This window comes from Chamaesiphon sp. VAR_48_metabat_135_sub (assembly GCF_031418915.1).
GTDB lineage: Bacteria > Cyanobacteriota > Cyanobacteriia > Cyanobacteriales > Chamaesiphonaceae > Chamaesiphon.
On record NZ_JANOJV010000127.1, the window covers coordinates 1 to 4055 of the forward strand.

Consider the following 4055-nt stretch of genomic DNA (forward strand, 5'->3'; position numbering starts at 1 on the left):
CAGGGGTGGAGAATTTCTTGCTCTGGCGACTGTATTTCGTAATATAGGTAGGCAATCCGCGCTGATAAATCGGATCTTTCTTGTCCAGATTGAAAACTGGTACTCCATACACGGCATACACATCATCGCCATCGCTGAGTAACTGAGTTCCCGTTCCAGAATGCGGGATAGTTTCCATGCATTTCTCACAAACGAGCTGCTTATCGCCTAGAGTCAAAGTGCCATTCGGTTGCTTTTCTGGCAAGATCAGATACGCCGCAGTCGGGGCTTCCCGAGGGCTGGTATAAATGACGGGCGGGCGTGCTAATGCATCGTGATTATGACCGACAAATTTCTCGAACCGAGCTAGGTTATACGGTAATTGGTAGACATCCCAATCCTGGCGTTTGACGCTTTTGTGCAACAGCAAACCATCGCGCTTGGCACCCCCATCGCTAATCCAGGCGAGTGCGTAAATATCGCCATCGCGATCGAATCGAATCGTTGAATCCTCAATATGTCCGCCACTGTGCATCGAAACTTTGCCATATCCCAGCTTCTCCTTGGCATAGTTAGCAATGATATCGGCTAAATTGATGACTTGCCATTTGCCGCCGCGTTGTGCGTACTGAATCGCATTACCGCCAGCAAAGATCGTCGGGACTCCCTGAGGAGTGAAGTTAACGTACCCAGGTTCGTAACGGGGGAAATAGTCGAGCAGGGCGCGTTCGTGCCGGAAATAGGAGCCGAATCTTAACGGGAGTTGTAGCGGTGCGTCGGTCTTAATTTCTGGAGCCTGATGATTCCACCAGCGCGTTCTAGGGCTGCTAGGATTGAAGAGTTCTCCTTCAACACCTTTAATCTCCACATCTGATGATGATTTGTATTGTAATGGGTAGTCTGCCAGACTAACGATCGATGGCAACTTTCCCCCTGCTTTGCCTAGAAATACTCTGCCAATGTAGAACTCACTGTTTGGGTGCGGTTGGTAGTTAAAAACCTTGCTAAATAGATACAGTCCAGACACTCGATCCCAACCGATACTAGAATCCTGTCCGCATCTAAATGGTGTTTCTGGTTTCCAGGTATTAGATCGACGTACCATCGTGAAGGAACTCAGGGGAATGCTGATTTTTTTCCAGCCCTGCCAGTTCACCTTGATGCTAGCGAGGAAGTAATCATTGACATGGAAAGCTTTGGGGTCAGTTGGGGCATTGTTTGCCACCCCGACAGTCAGGATTTCACCAAGGTTTTTGGCAGCATACAGATCGAGATTTAGAGCCTGTTTGCCACACCAATTTTTCGGAACGTCATTGGTGTGAATAGTTGGGACGCTGGGCAGATTTTTCCAGTGTGTGGCTTGCAAGCCAGCGCGTTTGGGGGCGGCGACAGGTTTAACCGCAGTTGATAGTTCTACAAATGATATTTTGTTGGCATAAAACGATCGCAAGTCTGCTTCTTTGTAGCGACTCAATAAGTCTGGAGCAGATCGCCAAGAACCGACAGCGGCAATAGTTTGAGGAGAATTGTCCGGTGCGGGGTTCGCATGTGCGATGCAAATTGAAATCATCACTGAAACGACGATCGTCAATACATTTCTTAGTGATTTCATCATGCTAAATTCGATCGGCCCGATCGATTTGAAAGCGATCTTCCCAAAAAAACAGTTATAGCAGTCGCCAGGGCAGTCAGGATGTTTGGTGAGGCTAGATCTAGGCTGTTGACTTTGTGCCTTTTTTGGGGTGTAGTTCATCCAAAAAATGTTAGCCCTTACTATCGCTGAAACCCTGTCATAGATAGACTTTCAAGCAAAGCAAATTGACACAGCACATTTTAACTGAAAACCAACAAATTCAACAGCCTAGGCTAGATCCCCGACTTCTTCGAGAAGTCGGGGATCTGATCTGTCCTAACCGCCTTTTTAATCGATCGCAATTGTTGTCGGTGCAGCTCCAGAATTATTGATATCTGGGGTATGTGGTTTGCGGAAATCAGCATATAACTTATCCCGCCAAGTGAAAAAGAGATCGTAGTCGGGATTATCTGCAAACCCAGGCACACCCTTCCCTTTCAGATTTTCAGGAATATTGAGATATGGCCCATCGGGGATTTTGAGCAAGAGACTCAAACCCGCTACCGTCAAGTCTGCTAGAGTAGGGGTATCACCAGTAAGATAAGCACCAGAATTTTGAGCCAGTAGCAAACAAATTGATTCTAGACTGCGGTGCATCTCTGCTTTAGCTGCCTTAATCGACTCTGGTGTCAAACCTAATCCCAAACCGAGTATATCGACAGCCTCTTTGGGAATCGAGCCAATCAAATTTTTGAGCACGTCAGGTGTCCCGATCGGTAAAATAGAAGTTCTGAGGTTACTATTCCGCAGACTTTCAAACAAAATTTTACGTCCTTTCGACCCGATCGAGTCATCCGCCCATTGCTCTAATAGCAAGCAAGTTGCCTTTTGTTGGGGATTCGTCGGTACAATGGGTCTATCTGGGTACTTTTTGTCCAAATAGAGAGCAATCGCGGTGGAGTCAGCAACTACAGTATTACCATCTTTGAGTACGGGTACTTGTCTTTGTCCAGAAATCCGAAACAAGTCCAGTTGACCCATTCCTGGCACAACCTCGATTTTGCGGTATGCTAACCTTTTATAGTCCAGAATTAGTCTAACTTTTTCCGAAAAGTGCGACAATTCAAATTGGTATAATTCCAGCATGTATTTTTTTCTCGATCGTAATTCACAACAGCACTATCATTCATCCTAGAACATCATCAGTGAAATGCATGTTTACAACACTACGGTTTTCACTCCGATCTGATTCTAATGTCTAAGCTTACGCCCAGCGAACGAGTAGAATTTTCCCTCTGGCAATACTGGATTGCCAGATTGGTACCAATGTTGTATGTCACAACTCTGACGATCTCGCTCCCTAAAATTTTAACTCAGTCCTGGTTTGTCTCTGAGTTAGCAGCTACACAAGAGCAAAAATTACAGAAACAGTTGCGATCGATCTCGATTAGAGTATTGGCACACGGCGAAACCATCGGTTCGGGGGTGCTACTCCATCGAAAACATCAGGTTTATACCATCATCACTAATACCCATACGATCCAATCAGCCAGTGCGCCATTTCAACTACAAACCCATGATGGACAAGTCTATGCAGCCGCTTTAATTACCCCTCCCACCGGACACAATCGCGATCTCAGCATCCTCCGCTTTCAAAGTCGCAAGCGGATCTATGCTACTGCCAAATTAGCTGCAGCCAATCCCAAAATTGGCGATCGAGTCTGGTCTTCTGGATTCTCACTAGATCCTCCCAGTGACAGTTCTAAGCCTGCCTGGGCACCGAACATCGTTAGCGGTCAAATCACCCAAATTCTCCCGATCGCGGTTTCTGGCGGCTATAGCATTGGCTCAGATTATCCGATCGTCAAAGGTATGAATGGTGGACCACTAGTTAATCGATCGGGCGAACTAGTCGGCATTAATGGCATTCGCGCCAATTCTCTCTGGGATACCCCAGCACTACTCGAAGATGGCTCGATCGTTAGCGATGTCCTTCAACAGCAGCTCAATCGTGCTAATTGGGCAATTCCGATCGAGTTTATCAAAGACTATGCGAAGCTTTAGGCAAATCCACTCTCCCCTATCCACAAACTCAAACCCCGCTCGAGATATTCTCTCGAGCGGGGTCTAAAACAAAATGGAGCTGGGCAGAGTCGAACTGCCGTCCGCCCTGGGTATTAACTTTCCGCTCATTCACAGGTATAGTCTATCTAATCCTCAAGACGGGAGTGACCTATTATCCCAGGTCGCAGGATGCTCTGATGAATCTTAGCTATCCAACCTACCAGAGACGGTTAAATAGAGCATCCGTTGAGGTTTATCTATAGTAATTAACGGAGTCATACTATAAATGCTCGAACTCAGAAATTAATCGTAAGTTGTTTTTAAGCAGCTACAGGAGCGGCTTTACGAGCGAAAGGTACAATGTTGTTTGCATCTATATTTATTTGAGCCGATATTAACGAGAGTAGACTCCCTCTCGACCTGTATCACAGTGCAGCTT

At 46.4% G+C, this 4055-nt stretch carries 3 protein-coding genes and 1 other RNA gene; 1 reads left to right on the forward strand and 3 read right to left on the reverse strand.

The features are described from left to right. Together RMO55_RS08920 and RMO55_RS08925 are read right to left on the reverse strand one after the other, a co-directional pair. The coding region (locus RMO55_RS08920; RefSeq protein ID WP_310425900.1) for a hypothetical protein at nucleotides 1-1732 on the reverse strand (1732 nt) is incomplete at its 3' end. Between the two features lie 168 nt (nucleotides 1733-1900). Next, entirely contained in the window at nucleotides 1901-2698 is a 798-nt protein-coding gene (locus tag RMO55_RS08925) for a glutathione S-transferase family protein (protein ID WP_310425901.1), read from the reverse strand. 108 nt (nucleotides 2699-2806) lie between these two features. Here RMO55_RS08925 and RMO55_RS08930 point away from each other — a divergent pair, with 108 nt between their 5' ends. Next, the gene (locus tag RMO55_RS08930; RefSeq protein ID WP_310425903.1) at nucleotides 2807-3616 is read left to right on the forward strand and encodes a serine protease; all 810 of its coding nucleotides are present in this window, start codon (nucleotides 2807-2809) and stop codon (nucleotides 3614-3616) included. Between the two features lie 71 nt (nucleotides 3617-3687). On the opposite strand, the gene ssrA is transcribed toward RMO55_RS08930, so the two are convergent. Further along, nucleotides 3688-4055, reverse strand: a transfer-messenger RNA (tmRNA) gene (ssrA, locus tag RMO55_RS08935); the annotation flags it as partial.

Coding starts and splice junctions, on each gene's coding strand:
- RMO55_RS08930 (WP_310425903.1), top strand. CDS start 2,807: ATGTCTAAGCTTACGCCCAGCGAACGAGTAGAATTTTCCCTCTGGCAA.
- RMO55_RS08925 (WP_310425901.1), bottom strand. CDS start 2,698: ATGCTGGAATTATACCAATTTGAATTGTCGCACTTTTCGGAAAAAGTT.